This is a genomic window from Haladaptatus rarus (genome assembly GCF_054177585.1).
Genome location: NZ_JBPEHG010000015.1, coordinates 85351 through 102354, shown reverse-complemented (window position 1 = coordinate 102354; position 17004 = coordinate 85351). Strand labels below are relative to the sequence as shown.

Below are 17004 nucleotides of genomic sequence, written 5' to 3'. Positions count from 1 at the left end.
GGTCGAAAAACGGAGGTGAACCGAGTTGTCCGACCGGGCAGTCCACATCGAGGTGTTGGTAGCAGACTCGCCCGAGGACGCGCCGACCGTCGACCCGGACTCCCGCGTCGACGTTTCCGTGAAAGACCAGATGTTTCCGACCGCAAGATTGGCCGATGGTCGGTACGTCGCCTGGTGGTTCCAGCCGTCCGCGCCTCCAGCAGACAGTCGCTCGACGACCGAGTGGGTTGCCGCCCCGACCCGATATCTGGCGGCAGCGACGTTGCGTGAACTGTGGGAGGATCCGACGACGTTCACCTCGCTCGTGGAAACGTCGTCACCCTGACCGTCCTCGAACTGTTAAATCCGTCTTCGAATCTGAACTTCGATAGACGACTTTCTATCCTCAGCTAGTGAATATCGAAAGGACTATACTTTCGATTCGAAACATGTAGGCTCGTGCCCCGATTCCCGAATCCCGTCCGGCTTCTCATCCTGGCCATCGGGCTTTCGCTCTCCCGCGTTGGTCTCATCGGCCAGAAGAGCGTTCGTCGAACGACCGACCTCGCGTGGCCGCGCATCGTCACCGGACTGGCGCGCATGTCGAAAAATGCGGTCGACGTTGCCTTCGTCGGCATCGCCCTGGGGCCGGTCGCCATCGCTGGCGTCGGGTTCGCAACACCGTACTGGGGAATCGCGTTCTCACTCGGTGGTGGCATCGCTGGTGGCACCATCGCGCTCGTCTCGCAGCGATTCGGCGCGAATGCGGACGACGAACTCGGACAGGCGGTTCGGTCGAGCGTGGCCCTCGTGATCGCAGTATCCGTTCCCGTTGCGGCTATCTTCGGACTCTTTCCGGCGACACTCGTCTCCGTGATGACCGACGATACGGCAGCGATCGAATTCGGCGCGTCGTACCTTCGGATACTCGCATTCGGCGTCCCGTTTGCCGGACTCAATCTCATCGGCAGCCGTATCTACATCGGTGCCGACGACGCGTGGACGCCGATGCTGGTGCGTGCAGGAGGTGCCCTCACGAACATCGTTCTCAGCGCCGTGTTCGTCTTCGGATTCGAGATGGGAGTCGCCGGCGCTGCACTGGGGACGGTTCTCGCGAACGTGCTCGTGACAGGTGTGTTCGCCACCGGGCTCGTGGTGGGTCGGCTTCCGTGGGCAGGCGAGCTGCCGATTCAAATGCGGCTCTTCGATTCGTACGTCGACATCGAGACGATACGCCATCTCGTCCGTATCGGACTGCCGGTCGTCGGGCGGAATCTGGTGTGGACAGTCGCCAAGTTCCCGATGCTCGCCATCGTCGCACTGTTCGGCCCGACCGTGGTCGCAGCCTACGTCATCAGTCGCCGTATCTGGGGATTGATGAACACGCCGGGGTGGGGCTTCGGACTCGCGTCGAGCAGTCTGGTAGGTCAAGAACTCGGGGGCGGTGACGAACTCGCTGCTGAAAGATACGCACGCGACGTCATCGTCTTCTCGGTGGCGACACACGCCGTCGCGGCAGTCGTCGTGTTCTTGCTGGCGAAACCAGCGGTTCTTTTGTTCGTCGGCGAGTCGACAGACCCCTCGGTACCGATTGCGATTGCCCTCGTCTACGCAGCGTGTGCGGCCGTCGTAACACAGGGCATCAAGGGAGCTGCCGCAGGGCCACTCGACGCTAGCGGGGACACACATTGGCCGTTCTACAGCCAGGTGATCGGGATGTTCGGCTGTGCGATACCGGTCGCGTATCTCGGTGCGACGACATCGCTCGGAATCGTGGGATTGTATCTGTCCTTCCTCGCCGAGACGACCGTCCCGGCGGTCATCAACTATCACCGGTTCTCGACCGGCAAGTGGAAAACCATCAGTCGGGAGTTCCGGCCTGGTGACGCCGTCGCCGACGATTAGGATGGGAGTCTGGTCAGTACGAAGCGATAGGTGATAGCACAGATTGAAGGCATGTGACGACAATTCTCGGCACACGTACCGGAATCCACGAGCCCGAACCGATGAGCGAACTCGACCTGCACCACACGTATCTCGCCGCCCTCCAACACGACCACGTTACCGTTCCCGAAAACGCGGTCGTCTACGGGGTGGTGAGAAAACCGCTTCCGTGGTTGTGGGGCGAGATCGACGACAATCTTCCGGCGGTCGCCCCGCCGGAATCGCTTCTCGACGAGTTCAAAGAACTGGCCGACCAGGTCGGACACGAGCGAGCGTGGGACGATCTCGGATTCGAGCGTCGATATCGTGACCACCTTCGGACGAGCGACGAAGCGAAAGCAGTGATGGACGACCTTCGAGACGAAGCCCGGAACCGACCGATCTATCTCGTCTGTTACGAGAATATCGAACAGAAACGCTGTCACCGAACGCTGCTCGTCGACGAACTGACCGACGAGTGATATCGGGAATTCGAGCGTAGTCGGGTCGGTCGAGCACCGACCCTTATTACTCGGACGATGCTATCCTACCCCATGTCTCACGGAGTCGGTGCGGACGAGTATCACGAACGGACGAAACATTCACCGAGGAGTGTGCGAGGTGGTGGTCAACTGGATTGGGAGAATAAACCGACGCCGTACAAGACGTACACCGATCTCCCCCGAGTCGACCTCGAACACACGGTTCGACCACCGCAGATGCCGACGCTCACAGCCCTCCGGTGGGCAGTCTCGGACGAAGCGGGGTTAGTGACGCTGCCCATCGACCGCGAAATCCTCACCCAGCTCTGTTACTATTCGGCAGGGATCACGCGGGAACTTCCGATTCCGGGACGCTCCCCCCTTCGACGTGACAAGGCGCTGTACCGAGCAGCCTCGTGCACCGGAAAGCTCTATCATATCGACCTCTATCCCGTCGTCGGCGGGGATGTGGGCGGACTCGATGCTGGCGTGTATCACTTCGATCCGAGAACGCTCTCACTCGATATCCTCCGTGAAGGCGATTTCCGAGGAGTCCTCGCCGAAGCGAGTGGAGACGAACCGCACGTTACCGACGCGCCAGTCACTATCGTCGCCACCTCGACGTGGTGGCGAAACGCCTGGAAGTACGGTGACAGAACCTATCGCCACGCCTTCTGGGACTCCGGAACCGTATTGTCCAATCTTACGACGGTCTCCCACGCGCTCGAACTCCCGACCACGGTCGTCACTGGCTTCGCAGACGAGCAGGTGGCCACACTACTCGGGCTCGATACCGCTGAAGAAGCACCACTGGAACTCGTTCCTATCGGAACTGGGGCATCCGCTCCCGAGTCGTCGTCGGTCTCTGCGATCGACCCCGCAACCGAACCGCTCTCGGATCACGTCGTCGACCACCCACTCATCCACGAGGCATACGTCGGCTCCTCACTCCCGGACGGTGGTGCAGTCGAAGACTGGCGCAACCACGAGGCTGAGGAGTCACTGACCCGCCCTGCTGGAGACGGCGAACGAGTATCACTTGCACCCGTCGGCCCCGAACGAGCCTCCAAAGTTCCCCTCCACGAGACGATAACCCGACGTGGTTCCTGTCGGGAGTTCGTCCGTGACGAGTTGAACTTCCGGAAGGTATCTACCATCCTCGACCAGGCCGTGAGTGGGGTGCAACTCGACGTTCGAAGTGACGATGGCCCCGCGCTCCAGTACACCGATTGTTACTTGCTGGTCAACGGTATCGACGGGGTCGAGTCCGGCGCGTACCACTACCACCCGGACGCTGGCGAACTCGAACAGCTTCGAACAGGCTCGTGCCGAAAGGAGGCTGGACACCTCGCGCTCGACCAGCGACTCGGTGCAGATGCAGCGGTTTGCGCCTACTTTCTGGCAGACGTGGACGCGATTACAGACCGATTCGGCAACCGAGGATACCGCGTCGCTCAACTCGAAGCTGCACTCACCGCTGGCAAGCTCTATCTTGGCACCTACGCTCACCGCGACCTCGGTGGTACCGGGCTGACATTCTACGACGACCTCGTCACCGAGTTCCTCTCACCTCGTGCTGCCGGACAGACGCCGATGTTCCTCTACACCCTCGGTCGTCCAGCCTGAGACTAGCATTCGGCACGAGGGGTCGTCGCGAGACGGCCAGAGCCTTTGACCTGCTTCGACACACAGACGAACTCGTTCGACTCGACCGACGCGGTCACCAGAACGCAACTAACTCCAGTGAACGACGATGACAGTAAACGATCTCGACGAAGTATGACAACGAACGACTCAGACGAACAGAGGGAGTCACACGAATCCAGCAAGACGAGCAGTGATCATGGTTCGCAGAACTCGGCAGCGACAGACCGACCGGACGACTTCGACGATCCGGCGTTTCATCTCGACATAGTAGACGACCTCGTCTCCGAAGCAGAGTGCGATGGTGCGGTACCTCTTGCCAGCTTTCCGGATAACAGATATCCCTATGCCTATCCGCGAGATATCGCGTCCATCACGCGTGCGTGGCTGGCAGCACTCGAAGCAGGTATTCGTCCCGACGAGTGTCGGTCCCGTATCGTGGACGCTGCGAGGTTCATGCTCGCCGCACAGGACGACCGGCAGTGGTACCAGCGGTATGCGCTCGACGGAACCGAGCGGGCGCTCTACCATCAGGAGGACAACGTCGGCCACGGGATTCGAATCCTGTGTCACGCCATCGTGGCGCTCACCGAAACCGACGCACTCGACACTGTGGACGAATCGTTCCTGCTGGCGATCCGCGATGCCCTGACCGATGCGGTCGAGCACACTCACGAAGTGCTGTACGACCCGAACGCCCACCTCGTCGAAAGTACCACGAGCATCCACGAAGGGCGAATCGAGTCCGGCTACACGCTCTGGGTCAACTGTGTGTTCGTCGCCGCACTCAGAGCGGCGCTGGACGTGGCCGATTCGCTTCCCGATTCGGGAGCACTTCGTACGGCTGTCGAGTCGTTCCGCCCGACCCTCGAACAGGGGGTCGAACGCGCGTTTGCCGGGAGGACGACCGTTCCCCGGCGGTACACGCCGGACGGAAACCTCGACGAGCGTCCCGATATCACCCTGTTCGCACCCTCCTACTTCGGCCTCGACGACCTGTTCGGTGACAGTGTCGCGCACGCTGTCGAGCGTGCTGTATCGTCACTCACCGACCCAGAGCTCGGCGGTCTCCAGCGATTTCAGGGACTGTACGGGGACTTCGACGTTCATCAGCACGGTGGAAACGGCCCGTGGATGCAGTACACCGCGTGGCAAGCTCAGTACCGGTTCGAACAGGGAGAGGTCGACCGGGGTGACGCCATCCTTGCGACGATTGCTGGCCACGCCGACGAGCGAGGGTACATTCCCGAACATCTCACGACCGCAGAACGATTCGAATCGTTCGTCGAAAAGGAGTGGCAGACCGGACTGGATTACGAAAAGGAGTTCGACGACGCCGTTCTTCGGGATATCCCCTTCGACCGGGTCGTCGAGGAACTGAGTCACATGAAAAACTCGTACGACGCCATCGCCGACGAGATCGAGACGGCGAACGTCGTCTCCTTTGCAAATCCGCTGGCGTGGTGCCACGCCGAGTTTCTCACGGCATCGATTCGCCGACGAGCAGCGCTCGACGGTGACGAAGCCACTCAATCGTAGGAGAAACGGCCACGCCTCGTTTCGAGGGCACTTAACGATTCGTTAAATCGTCTGACTGCATGACGTTAGTTCCGACTGCAACGGTCTTTCATAGCGGTTTCGAACCTGCGCTAGAATCGAATCTGAGGACGGAGGTGAACCGTAGTAGGCGGTGTTTACTCTCCGGATGGCGGGTCATTACAAACTCAGTTTGCGGTGTCTGTTCGTTCGAAGAAATTCCCATGACCAGCCTGACGAAAACCCCAGTTCGGTTGCTGTCCACGAATGGAACGGCCGCACTCGACTCCAACGGGGGTGCGTGATGTCCCGAAAAGCAGAATGTGAAATGTTGTTCTGTGAGACTGGTTGGGTCGAGATACGAAATCCTGCCGACAGTGATACCCAGTGGTTGATGGCGGATACAACCGTCGAGGTTCGACAATAGCTCTCGCTCGCGGTCGGAAAGCGGAACGAAATGAAAAGCGAGGTCATCACAGTCGGTCGTTAGTGGTCGACGACCGACGGGTGGGGCGATTCGTCCGGAGGATCGTTCTGTACCGACCCCATCCGAAATCGGATGGAATCGGATTCGCTGGACCGCACAGTTTCTGCACCAGCAACCACCGGCCGACGAAGACGCTCAGACAGAGGTTGAAAAGTGCGACCAGGAGCAGATCTGACGTGACGAACGTGACGAACAGTCCGGTCAGCAACAGCCGGACGCTGACGGCGAGGGCACCGACGACCACCGCGGCGGTGAGGAAGGCACGCGTCCAGCCGTAGTCTCGTCGCATATCTCCATCTTCGAAATGGATCGGGGAACGAGTGACGGCGAACCACCGCAGGTCGTCGAGACCGATGGTCGGCAGTATCGGTGTCGATATCGGGGTCGACTCGTAGCACTGTGCGAGCGACTCCCGGCGATGACGAGTCCGTCGCAACATCCACTCACACGTTGGTGAGAGGCTGTCTTCAAAGCCCGTCAGACGGAAGACTGACAGGAAAAAATGGTTCTGATGACCAGTATCTATTCAAATTCTCTACCGAAATCCAGTGATGCAGGGAGAACCCACGGTATCGGATGGTGCCCCGTGCTCCACTCGTTTCGTGAAACATCCTTCCCCCGTCTCCCTGTTGCTCGTAGCACCCATCCGATTTATTCGGATCGTTACTATGGCCAGAGGGTTCCACTACAGAAATCGCGATCAGTCAGTGGCCGAGTGGTCGATCATCTTCTGGAGGCCATACGTGAGATCGTGCTCCGGAGACCAGCCCAACTCCTGAAGCCGACTGATGTCGGCGACGTGTCGCGGTATCTCGACGTTCTTCGACCGTTGACGCTCCGCGGTGGAGACGAGCGAAACGTCACGGTCGAGAAGGCCGATGACCGTCTCAGCGACCGTCTCGATCGTGCTCGCTTCCCCGCGACCGATGTTGTACGCCGTCCCTGCATCGCCGTTCTCGATCGACGTAATCAGTGCATCGACGACGTCTTCGACGAAGATGAAATCCCGTGAGGGCGAGAGATTACCGAGTCGTACCGAATCGTCGGTGCGCGCTTGCGTGACGATGGTAGGGATGACGTTGGCTTCTGACTGGCCTGGCCCGAAGGCGTTGAAGATCCGACCGACGATGGTTTCCATTCCGTACGTCGAGGAATACGACCGGACGAGCGCATCGCCGGCTCCCTTGCTCGCTCCGTAGGGGTCGGTCGGGTTCGTCGGGTGAGCTTCGTCGATCGGCAGGTACTCCGGTGAACCGTAGATACTCGCAGTACTGGCGTAGCAGAATCGGTCGACCTCACTCCGCCGAGCCGATTCGAGGACGTTCAGGGTTCCGTCTGCGTTGACTGCCCACGATTCGCGGGGATTCGACACGGCATCGTCGACGTTCGTCACGCCTGCGAGGTGGACGACGACATCGTGCCCTTCGACGGTGAAACTATCCGGGTCGGTCACGTCACCGCACTCTACCTGCTCGTTCGGGCGCGTATCGAGCGTTCGCTCCGGGCGAGCCAGTATAGTGACCGTGACGTCGCGCTCGGCGAGTGTGTTCCGAAAATGCGAGCCGATGAATCCAGTCCCACCGGTCAAGTAGACGCTCGTCTCGGAGTCGAGGCGGGAGTCGCTCTCACGTTCCATCTACTGTCACCACGAACAGATGGTGACTGCAGGGTCGTTGCTATTGTGGTCTACCACGGGGTCTCCCGCTACCTCGTTGACCGTCAGAGCGGTGAAATCTCTACCGTAGGAGCGTGAAACGAGGAAATCGTGATTTACCGCCGAAAACGGAATGTGACGCTCTTAGCCCGTCTCTCCTGCAGATTCAGCTGAAAAGAGATTATCTTGTGGTTTAACTGCTCCGAGCAAGTACCATGGGACAGATTCGTACGATTGGTTACTCGCATCAACCGATAGTAATATGAATGAACAAAACACCACTACTGACGAACTGACGATAGGTGGAGAACATATATGAAACGACAATCACTCGGTGCTATCGCAGTCGCTCTCGCCCTGACAGCCCCCTGGGTAGCCGTCTGGGGAACTAACGCAACGCACGGTTTCAGTACCCTCGTGACGGTGGCCGTGAGTGGAATCGCTGTTCTCGGCGCATCCTTCCTGCTTGCGTGGGGTGCTGAAACCGCGGAAAAAGACGTTCCCCGCGCGTTCGCAATCGCCGTGCTAGCGGTGCTCGCTGTGGCCCCCGAATACGCTGTTGACGCCCTTTACGCCTGGAACGCTGGCCAGTTCTCTGGGACTGCTCGTGGCATCGAAGCAGGTAATCTCGCGGTTGCCAACATGACAGGTGCCAACCGGATCCTCATCGGTATCGGCTGGTCGGGGATCGCCCTGTTCACCCTCTATCGACATCGAGCGAAATCGGACACAGCTGTCAAACAACGGGATGGATTCCTCGCCGATGCTGTTACACTCCAGCCCGACCTGTCTCTGGAGATCACGTTCCTGTTCGCCGCGACCCTGTGGGCGTTCTTCGTTCCTCTGAACGGTGGGATCGACATCTTCGATACGATATTCCTCGTCGGACTCTACGTCGCGTACATCGGTATCGTCCTTCGCGGTGACGTCGAACATAGCGAAGCACACGTCGGTGTGCCCGCGTACCTTCAAACGTTCCCGAGACCACGCCGCATCGCTGTCGTCATCGGCCTGTTCGCCTACTCTGGGCTGATGATCTTTACCGCGGTCGAGCCGTTCGCTCACGGGCTCGAAGAACTCGGGAAATCCATCGGGGTTCCCTCCTTCTTCATGATCCAGTGGATCGCGCCACTCGCCTCGGAGTCACCCGAACTCATCGTCGTCGCCTATCTGGTGAATAAAGCGCGCTCGACGGCGGGCTTCAACGCGCTCATCTCCTCGAAGCTGAACCAGTGGACGCTCCTCATCGGGACGCTCGTCGTCGTCTACTCCATCGCACTCGGGCAGTACGGGACGCTCGCGTTCGACCAGAAGCAAGCAGGTGAGATATGGCTGACTGCGGCACAGTCATTCTTCGCCCTGTCCATCCTCGTCAACTTCGAGATATCGGGTCGTGAGGCGGTCATGTTGCTGGTGTTGTTCCTCTCGCAGGTGATCCTCGAATTCTTCATCATCCGTGAGATCATCGCATTCCCGCTCTCGACCTACGAACTCCTGCTCGCCTTCAGCGCCATCTACATCGTGCTCGGTCTGGGGCTGTTTTTCTTCCGACGGACGGCCTTCCGCCGCCTCCTCCGCCGAACAGTCGGGACGGTCAGCAACGCAGTTTCGAGCGACGAACGACCACAGCGCGCCGACTGATCGCCCGATCTGTCTCAGCGACCAGATTCGAGCCATCGGATTTCGGTGGGCTGTTCAAATCGACGTACTACGTTTATCCGGATGCACGCAAAAGGTCTAGATAGAGGTAGTCTCCAGAATGTTCGAACGAGTTCTCGTCGCGGTAGACGACAGTGATTGTGCGAAGCGTGCCGCGAAGTTCGGCATCGAACTCGCGAATGCCACCGATGCGTCCGTCGACATGCTCCACGTCCTCCAGGGTGGGGCATTCCTGCGGAACAAGGATGCAGCGATGCGTGCTGCGAGCGAACACGGAGAGAAGCTCCTCGACGAGGTGATGGAGTTCACGACCGGTCTCGATGTCACCGGCGAGCGGCACCTGATCGAAGGAAAACCGTCCAAGGTGATCACCGACTTCGCAGACGATCGCGATGCTGACCTCATCGTGATGGGACGCCAGGGTATCGCTGGACTCGGAGCGCGACTTCTCGGAAGCGTCACCGGGCGAGTACTACGGCGAGCCGACGTGCCAGTACTGACCATTCCCGAAGGAGATGTCGAAGCCGAAACGGGAAGGACGTACGAACAGATTCTCGTCACGACCGACGGGAGCAAGGCAGCAGAGTGGTCGGCGCCGTTCGCACGCGATATCGCCCGACAGTACGGTGCACCGATCCACATCCTCAACGTCGTGGACGTGCAGGCGATGGCAGGAGTGTTCGATGCCGGTGGCGTGTCGAGAGAGTACATCGAATGGTGCGAAGAACAGGGCCACGAAGCGACCGACCGATTTGCAGACCGTATCGGGGAGACGGGCGACGACATCCAGTCGGCTGTCGTGCAGGGAATGACCCACACCGCCATCCAGGAGTATATCGACGAGAACGATATCGACCTCGTGGTCATGGCTTCGGAAGGGCAGTCGAACCTCGCGGGTCAGCACCTCGGGAGCGTCACGGGGCGCATCCTCCGAACTGTCGACGTTCCTGTACTGGTCGTAACTGGTGAGCAAGAACGTTAGAACTGTCCGATCTAAGATATCGTCGGTGCGGAAGCAGGGAGACGAGTGGTGTCGTGATGTCGTTAATGCCAGCACACCACGACGGTCTCTGGTGGGAGTTTGTATCTTCCCCCTGCATACACGAGATGGGACGAGATAATCGAATAGCTGGTGGTGGGGATGAGAAGCGATTTATAAGGGATCAGAATCCACGTGATCGATCACCTTCTCGAAGGATAGGGTTGATTCAACTCCGAACACGAGATGCGATTCGAAGGATCAGAGCAGGGAGGAAAGTGTGGCATGTCATGAGCACTTTGCACGATGTCCAGTCTCTGGGTGGCGAATGTGACCGTTCTCCCTGCGTTAAAAGAAAGTGGAACTAAAATAGAACAGTTTCCGGTGGGGATGCGAGGCGATTTTTAAGTGGTACGAGGAGGAGCGGTCATTCTCGTTGCTAGATACCACATGACATTGGCAATTAATCAGTACGTTTATAAATGCGGTAAGATAATATTAACAGGATACACATTTATATTGTGTAACATCCAATTTTAAAGTGCAGTTATGACTCAGATAAACAACACTCGACGTACCTTCCTCAAGATGAGCGGCGCGACCCTACTCGCTGGGTTCGTTACTCCGGTCGTCAGCGCGAAACCGTCCCCGAACTCGATGTTCAACCTCGATTTCAGCACTCCCACGGACGTGGCATCCATGACCGCGAGCTCTCCCGGGTGGACACTAGACCGCTACGCCCCGGAGATGTGGGCGGCCAACATGTTCGATGGCGACGATCGGCTTCACATCGACATCGACGAGAGCGGTCCGACGAGCGGCTTCTACGCCTACCAGGGTAAGAAGTACCAGGCTGCGGACGGTGACGACTGGTGCGCAGGTCACGGTTCACGTCTCAGCTACCGCTTCTACATCGACCCATCGTGGGAGACCGATGCGGTAGCGCAGCAAACAGGAGTCTGGCTCGTCCCTGGAGACGATACCGGAGACATCTCCGCGTACTCCGTCATGGAATACCAAGACAGCGATGCGAGCGCCACCGACGAAGCCGGGTTCCGACTGTTCGTACAATCGAACGGCGGCGAATGGCGCTGGCTCGGCCTGCCGGAAGATCTCGGAATCAATCCGACCGAAGGTGGCTGGGTCGACGTCGAAGCCGCGCTCGTCGGCGGCACGCACGATGCCAAACTGAAGTGGAGCGTCAACGACCTCCACCTCACGACAGACGAGACTATCGGCGAGTACACTGCGTCCACACAGCTGCTGGAAGTGATCGTGAACAGTCGAAACGCTGGTGTCGACCAACAGTACTACTACGACGATATCGCGCTCACCGCACCCGGTCTTGCGGGACGATGAAGGACGAGAGCGGGTGTATCGGGCACCCGTGACGATGCGCTCGACGCCAGTTCAGCGACTCATCCCTGACCGATGAGTCGCTCTTCGTCCTCCCAGAACTCTTCTCGGAGCTGGTATTTTTGCACCTTGCCGGTCGCGGTCTCGGGGAGGTCGTCCTCTATCAGAATCTGGCGCGGAATCTTGTATCCGGCCAGTCGCTCGCGGCAAAACGCCTCTACGTCGTCTTTCGATACGTCGGCATCCGGTTTCGGGACGACGATGGCCGTCACCATCTCTCCCCACTCCTCGCTCGGCGTCGGGATGACCGCCGCCTTGGCGATGTCCGAGTGGTCGTAGAGAACGTCTTCGACCTCGATCGAGGAGACGTTCTCACCGCCGGAGATGATGATGTCTTTCTTCCTGTCCTGGATAGAGACCATCCCGTCCTCGTCGATGGTGGCGAGGTCGCCCGTGTGGAAGTAGCCAGGCAGACGGTCGTTGAACGCCTCTTCGGTCGCCTCGGGCTTGTTGAGATACCGATCCATCACCTGGTTGCCCTTGACCACGATCTCGCCCATCGACTCGCCATCGGGGGTGACGTCGTTACCCTCGTCGTCGACGACGCGAACGTCGGTACAGAGCGTCTCGCTGCCCTGATTCACCTTGAGCGAGCGTCCACGCTCGGCGAGTCGGCGAGGTGAGTTCGACGTCGTGATGATGGGCGCGGTTTCGGTCAGGCCGTAGATGTGGATGATGCGCCAGTCGATATCGTCTTCGATGGTCTCGATGGTCGCCGTGGCGGGGGCGCTTCCTGCAGTGGCGATGCGAACCTCGCGGTCGCCCGTCGTCTCGATATCCGGGTCGTTCTCGTAATGCGCGATGACGCGATTGAGAACCGTCGGTGCGCCACACATGAACGAGACGTCGTACTCACGAACCTTCTCTACGGTTCGTTCCGGGGTGAACTGCCGCAGGCAGACGTGTGTCCCGCCGGTGCCCGTGATCGCGTACGTATGCCCCCAGCCGTTGCAGTGGAACATCGGGAGCGTCCACAGATACGTGTCGTCGTCACGGATCTCCATGTGCTGGTTGAGCACGAGTGCGTGCCAGTGTTCGGTTCTGTGGGTTCGGACCACACCCTTCGGGTCGCCGGTCGTCCCCGAGGTGTAGTTGATGCTAGCGTCGTCGTCCTCCGAGATGGTCGGTCGTTCCGGCGGTTCCGGAGAGGCTTCGTCGACGAGGGTCATGTAGTCGACCCAATCCCCATCGATTCGGTCGGCCTCGTAGCCGACGAAGTGCTCCGCTGGAATCGAGTCACGCACCTGTTCGACCTTGTCGGCGAAGTCGTAGTCGGCGATGACGACCGATGCCTCACAGTCCGAGAGGATGTACTCGTAGTCGTCTGGGACGAGCCGGTAGTTCATCGGGACGTAGACCGCACCGAGTTGGTTGGTCGCGTACAATGCTTCGAGGAAGTAGTGCGTGTTCGAGGCGAGCATCGCCACGCGGTCTCCCTGTTCGATACCGAAATCGGCCAATGCGTTCGACAGCTGATTTACCCGGTCGTTGAACTCTGCGTACGTGTATTCCGTGCCGTCGTCTGCGATGACACCAACCACATCATCGTAGAGATCGACGGCGCGGTCGAGGAAGTCCAGCGTCGTCATTTCCACCTTCATGTATGGACGTTCGAGTCAACTTTATCGGACGGCGTAAATATTTCGCCTTTTGTTACCATTTCGCATAGGTTCGGCTCGGTGGCGAATCGCACGCGATTCGGCTGATCGAAAAAGGTATCGGAAATTCGATTACTGGTCGAACTCTTCGGGGAGAAGACCGAGTTGGCGGAATATGCCGAACATGTCGTCGTAGAACCACGCTTCGGCCAGTTCCTCTCCTTCAGAGCGGAACACTGCCACGCCGCTCGTCTCGACCGTTCGTCCCGTCGGCTCGATGCCATCGAATGGTCCCGTGTGCGTTCCCCGCCACGTGTATCGAACGACGGCCTTGTTCTCGTCTCCGATGATGATGTCCTCGGGCCAGACTTCGAAGTCCGAAAACGCCGTGAGGATGTCCGTCACGTACTCCTTGTAGGCGTCCTTGCCTTCGATGTCCTGCCCCTCAGCGATGTCGTGCATGACGAAGTCCTCGGCGTACTGGTCGTCGATGTATCGGAGGTTCCGGTCGTTCCAGATGGTGTTCATTCCCCTACGCATCCGTTCTTTGACTTCTGTTGCTGTGGTTTGTGACATAGCTACTCCCCCCACCGAAGTGGCATCTGTAGATACGTCGGTTAAATATACAGTTCTGCCTTCATTTCTCGCCCGCTGAGAATCAGAGGTTGCAATCAGGTAGGCGAACTGTGTCGGTCGATAAAGAGCGTCCAACTACTGTTTCTCGCCGAGGAATCGTTTCGCAGTCTGGTGGAAAAGGTCCCGATACGTCGCGTCCGAGAGGTCGCGGTCGAGTAGCCCACGTCGTTCGTCAGCGTACGGATACGGGATGTTCGGGAAGTCGGAACCGAACATGATGGAGGACGAAAGCGACGTCAACTCCTCGTTCGATATCGTCGCCGGATCGAATCCCATCACCTCGTTCGTCCGCGGTGAGAGCGCCATCGTCGTATCGAGGAAGACCTGGTCGTGCTGTCGCGCGAATTCGAGAAACTCGGTCGTCTCGTACGTACCCATGTGCGCCGCACACGCACGAACCTCCGGGAACGACGCGACGAACTGGGCGAACTGGTCGGCACCGACGTGTGGGCTCTCCTCGAACATCGGTGCGGTTCCGGCGTGAAACAGGATCGGCCGGTCGTACTCGGCGGCGAGTTCGAACGCGGGCGTTAACCGAGGGTCTTCTGGGCCACACTCCTGCACAGGACACTGGAACTTCAGCCCGCATGCGCCCGCCTCGAACGCCTCCCGGACGACGGTTTCCACGTCATCGTCGCCATGGACGGTTGCGAATGGAACCGCCATGTTGGAGTCTGCAGCCTCGCCGAGCACCCACTCGTTCAAGTCTGCGGCCATTCCCGCTCGGTGTGCGTACGGGAGCGCGAAGTAGCGCTCGACACCTGCCGATCGTAGCGCGATTTCCATCGCGTCTCGCTCGACAGGGTGGTCGAACGTCCACCCGGCCTCACGGGAGAGCGAATCGCGTATCGCCGCCATCAATCGGCGTGGCATCAGGTGGACGTGTGCGTCGGTAATTCCCGAAACGACCATACGTGACCTTTACAACCCAACTCGCTTGAAAGGTATGGCACCCGAACGATTTTGTTCTCCTCCACCAGTCTCCTTGCATGCGACTCGACGACATGTGTGTCCTCGACCTCTCCCGACTCCTACCCGGCCCGTACGCGACGCAACTTCTCGCAGACCTCGGCGCGACGGTGGTCAAGATCGAAGACCCGGCCCGCGGCGACTACGCTCGATACATGGGGTCGATCGGCGAGAGTGGCACCGGTCAGATCTTCGAGGCAGTGAATCGAGGCAAACAGAGTGTTGCCCTGGATCTCAAAGACGAGACTGCACGCGACGCGTTCTACGAACTGGTCGCAGAGGCAGACGTCGTCTTCGAAACCTTCCGTCCCGGCGTCACCGAGCGTCTCGGTGTCGACCACGAGACGCTCTCGGAGTACAACGACGAGCTGATCTACGTCTCCCTCTCGGGGTACGGGCAGGAGAGTCCGTATGCAGATCGGGCTGGACACGACCTGAACTACGCCGGTATCGCCGGACTCCTCGATATGACTCGCTCGGAACCCGACTCGAAACCGACGATTCCCGGCTACCCGATGGTGGATATGGCCAGTGGCCTCTTTTCCGCGTTCAGCATCGTCAGCGCGGTACTCGCTCGGGAGATGGGGGCGGGAGGAACGTCCGTCGATATCGCCATGACGGACGTGATGCTGTCGTTCTCCCAGATTTTCGCCGGGCAAGCACTCGCTGGCGAAACGCCCGAACCGGGGGAGACGATGCTGACGGGGAAGTTCCCGTGTTACGACATCTACCGCACTGCAGACGGACGACATCTCACGCTCGCCGCGCTCGAACCCAAGTTCTGGCAGGAACTCTGTGCCGCGCTCGAACGTCCCGAACTCGTCAAGAACCACATGAGCGATGATCCTGCCGTTCGGACGGCAGTCCGACAGACGCTCGAAGAGATCTTTGCCTCGAAACCACTCGATGCGTGGCTCGACGAGTTCGAGGAGGTGGACACGGCGGTCGGTGGCGTCCGCACCATCACAGAGGCACTCTCACACCCCCAGACGAAGCGTCGCGGGATGGTCGTGACCGGAAGTGAGACGGCGCCTCGTCTCGGATTCCCTGCTCGCAGCGAGGCGGTGGAGTCGGTTCCGATGACGGTTCCTGCTCACGGCGAGCATACAGATACCGTTCTCCGTGAGGCTGGCATCGATTCCGACGTCGTGCACCGGTTGGCTGACGACAGCAGCCAGTGAACGTGCGGAATCTCGCTGTCCGCCGGTATCTCATCGACAAGTAGTCGTTCATCTGCCGTCAGGCGACTGTGATAGATTCGGACACGCGCTCACGATGGGCGACCCAATCGTTAACTATCATCAGACACGAGAAGCAGTCGGAGGCGATAGCAATGGCACCGGTTCCACACTATCCGTCGGACGAAACTGACGACGAAAGCGTACCCGACATCGACGACCTGGTCGACCGGATTTTGAACGGCGGAGACGACCCATCACCGACGGCGTCCCGAAGATAATCACAGTCACCAGCCGCAGCCCCGATAGGCGCTGCATTCTTTCGTCTTATCGCTGCTACTGTCCGCATACAGCTGTTCGTCGGGAGTTTCGAAGAGCAGGAGTTCGAGTAGGGAATCGTCGATCCGGCACACCATGGCTATCGTGATATGTTCGGATTCCCTACTCTATCGTGAGACGTACGACGCCGTCGGAATAAGTTTTCTGTCCGAAATACGCAAGCGCGGCGTTCGATTGCACGGTGGCCCGAATGCGGTGAGAAGCGTTTTAGCCGAGAGACACGGTGACGGACGGGAATCAGTGCGCACCGAAGGGGTCGTCGCTACCGTTCGAATCGACCACCGAGAAACGTGCACGTCTCGTTCTCGAATCGACCTGCCTATGCTGTTTCCATAACTTCGACGGTACAGGTATGGGCGGTATCGTCGATGTGCGATTCCGCCCGTGATTCTGCGCCGATGCGGGACGCATGGAAGCCGATCTGGCCACAGGTTTCACACAATATCTTGTACATGGGATGCAATTCTGACGACGAGTCTATCACTATTAATACTTACTAACGATACATTACTTGCGAGGTTGCGC

General features: G+C 59.2%; 15 protein-coding genes. 10 read left to right on the top strand and 5 right to left on the bottom strand.

Translation table 11 applies throughout. The features are described 5' to 3' along the window. Positions 1 to 25: 25 nt before the first annotated feature. The 5 genes from ACR3FE_RS22790 (at position 26) to ACR3FE_RS22770 (ending at position 5567) form a co-directional block, all read left to right on the top strand. Positions 26 to 325, top strand: coding sequence for a hypothetical protein (locus ACR3FE_RS22790; protein ID WP_458210057.1), 300 nt, complete (start codon positions 26 to 28; stop codon positions 323 to 325). A gap of 113 nt (positions 326 to 438) precedes the next feature. Further along, on the top strand, positions 439 to 1884 hold the full coding sequence (locus tag ACR3FE_RS22785) for an MATE family efflux transporter (RefSeq protein WP_458210056.1): 1446 nt from the start codon (positions 439 to 441) through the stop codon (positions 1882 to 1884). Positions 1885 to 1985: 101 nt separating this feature from the next. Next, on the top strand, positions 1986 to 2384 hold the full coding sequence (locus tag ACR3FE_RS22780; protein ID WP_458210054.1) for a DUF488 domain-containing protein: 399 nt from the start codon (positions 1986 to 1988) through the stop codon (positions 2382 to 2384). Between the two features lie 72 nt (positions 2385 to 2456). Continuing rightward, positions 2457 to 4010, top strand: a complete 1554-nt coding sequence (locus ACR3FE_RS22775) for a SagB/ThcOx family dehydrogenase (protein ID WP_458210052.1) — start codon at positions 2457 to 2459, stop codon at positions 4008 to 4010. Positions 4011 to 4163: 153 nt separating this feature from the next. Beyond that, positions 4164 to 5567, top strand: coding sequence for a glucoamylase (locus tag ACR3FE_RS22770; RefSeq protein WP_458210051.1), 1404 nt, complete (start codon positions 4164 to 4166; stop codon positions 5565 to 5567). Between the two features lie 470 nt (positions 5568 to 6037). Here ACR3FE_RS22770 and ACR3FE_RS22765 read toward each other — a convergent pair whose 3' ends face one another. Continuing rightward, a complete protein-coding gene (locus ACR3FE_RS22765; RefSeq protein ID WP_458210049.1) occupies positions 6038 to 6490 on the bottom strand; it encodes a hypothetical protein in 453 nt (150 codons plus the stop codon). 261 nt (positions 6491 to 6751) lie between these two features. Next, complete coding sequence (locus ACR3FE_RS22760) at positions 6752 to 7687, bottom strand: NAD-dependent epimerase/dehydratase family protein (RefSeq protein WP_458210047.1); 936 nt, start codon at positions 7685 to 7687, stop codon at positions 6752 to 6754. 333 nt (positions 7688 to 8020) lie between these two features. On the opposite strand from ACR3FE_RS22760, the gene ACR3FE_RS22755 reads away from it, so the two are divergent. The 3 genes from ACR3FE_RS22755 (at position 8021) to ACR3FE_RS22745 (ending at position 11702) form a co-directional block, all read left to right on the top strand. Further along, positions 8021 to 9346 (top strand): sodium:calcium antiporter, encoded by a 1326-nt coding sequence (locus tag ACR3FE_RS22755; RefSeq protein ID WP_458210045.1) that lies wholly within the window; start codon positions 8021 to 8023, stop codon positions 9344 to 9346. 118 nt (positions 9347 to 9464) lie between these two features. After that, complete coding sequence (locus ACR3FE_RS22750) at positions 9465 to 10346, top strand: universal stress protein (protein WP_458210043.1); 882 nt, start codon at positions 9465 to 9467, stop codon at positions 10344 to 10346. 546 nt (positions 10347 to 10892) lie between these two features. Then, complete coding sequence (locus ACR3FE_RS22745) at positions 10893 to 11702, top strand: twin-arginine translocation signal domain-containing protein (protein ID WP_458210041.1); 810 nt, start codon at positions 10893 to 10895, stop codon at positions 11700 to 11702. A 59-nt stretch (positions 11703 to 11761) separates the two neighbouring features. Here the strand turns inward: ACR3FE_RS22745 and ACR3FE_RS22740 are convergent, their stop codons facing one another. The 3 genes from ACR3FE_RS22740 to ACR3FE_RS22730 all read right to left on the bottom strand — a co-directional run bounded on the left by ACR3FE_RS22740 (position 11762) and on the right by ACR3FE_RS22730 (position 14905). After that, positions 11762 to 13360, bottom strand: a complete 1599-nt coding sequence (locus ACR3FE_RS22740; RefSeq protein WP_458210040.1) for a class I adenylate-forming enzyme family protein — start codon at positions 13358 to 13360, stop codon at positions 11762 to 11764. 129 nt (positions 13361 to 13489) lie between these two features. Beyond that, entirely contained in the window at positions 13490 to 13933 is a 444-nt protein-coding gene (locus ACR3FE_RS22735) for an ester cyclase (RefSeq protein WP_458210039.1), read from the bottom strand. A 135-nt stretch (positions 13934 to 14068) separates the two neighbouring features. Beyond that, positions 14069 to 14905 (bottom strand): amidohydrolase family protein, encoded by an 837-nt coding sequence (locus tag ACR3FE_RS22730; protein WP_458210037.1) that lies wholly within the window; start codon positions 14903 to 14905, stop codon positions 14069 to 14071. Positions 14906 to 14982: 77 nt separating this feature from the next. On the opposite strand from ACR3FE_RS22730, the gene ACR3FE_RS22725 reads away from it, so the two are divergent. Further along, positions 14983 to 16143 carry a CaiB/BaiF CoA transferase family protein gene (locus ACR3FE_RS22725; protein WP_458210035.1) on the top strand — a complete coding sequence of 387 codons (1161 nt, stop codon included), beginning with the start codon at positions 14983 to 14985 and terminating at the stop codon, positions 16141 to 16143. A gap of 152 nt (positions 16144 to 16295) precedes the next feature. Next, entirely contained in the window at positions 16296 to 16421 is a 126-nt protein-coding gene (locus ACR3FE_RS22720) for a hypothetical protein (protein WP_458210034.1), read from the top strand. Positions 16422 to 17004: the final 583 nt, after the last annotated feature.